This window comes from Streptomyces sp. DH12 (assembly GCF_020873895.1).
In the GTDB taxonomy this organism is placed as follows: domain Bacteria; phylum Actinomycetota; class Actinomycetes; order Streptomycetales; family Streptomycetaceae; genus Streptomyces.
Map to the genome: position 1 here is coordinate 1 of NZ_JAHWGT010000286.1, position 707 is coordinate 707.

The 707-nt window shown below is 71.6% G+C and carries 1 protein-coding gene; it reads right to left on the reverse strand.

Annotated elements, in window-relative coordinates; translation table 11 throughout:
• Positions 1–707 (reverse strand): 1-deoxy-D-xylulose-5-phosphate synthase N-terminal domain-containing protein (locus LPA54_RS34075; protein ID WP_306806583.1); only part of this gene is annotated, 707 nt, incomplete at both ends.

The following is a 707-nucleotide window of genomic DNA, read 5'->3' on the forward strand; positions in this document are numbered from 1 at the left end:
GGCGCGGTTGAGGAAGGTGGCGTAGACGGCGACGACCGGGTGCAGGCCGCCCGCGGCCAGGCCCGCCGCCGAGACCGCCGCGTGCTGCTCGGCGATGCCCACGTCGTACACCCGGTCCGGGAACGCCCTGGCGAACTTGTCGAGGCCGACCGGCTGGAGCATGGCCGCGGTGATCGCGACGATGTCCTCGCGCTCCTTGCCGAGCTCGACCATCTCGTCGGCGAAGACGGAGGTCCAGTCGGCGCCCGAGGAGGCGATGGGCAGTCCCGTGTCGGGGTGGATCTTGCCGACGGCGTGGAAGCGGTCGGCCTCGTCCGCCAGGGCCGGCTGGTAGCCGCGGCCCTTCTCGGTGAGGCAGTGGACGATGACGGGGCCGTTGAACCGCTTGGCGCGCTGGAGCGCGGACTCCACGGCGGCGATGTCGTGGCCGTCGATCGGGCCGACGTACTTCAGGCCGAGGTCCTCGAAGAGGCCCTGCGGGGCGATGAAGTCCTTCAGGCCCTTCTTCGCGCCGTGCAGCGTCTCGTACAGGGGCTTCCCGACGACCGGGGTGCGGTCGAGGATGTCCTTGGTGCGGGCGAGGAACCGCTCGTAGCCGTCGGTGGTGCGCAGCGTGGCCAGGTGGTTGGCGAGGCCGCCGATGGTCGGGGCGTAGGAGCGCTCGTTGTCGTTGACGACGATGACGAGCGGGCGGTCCTTCGCGGCGG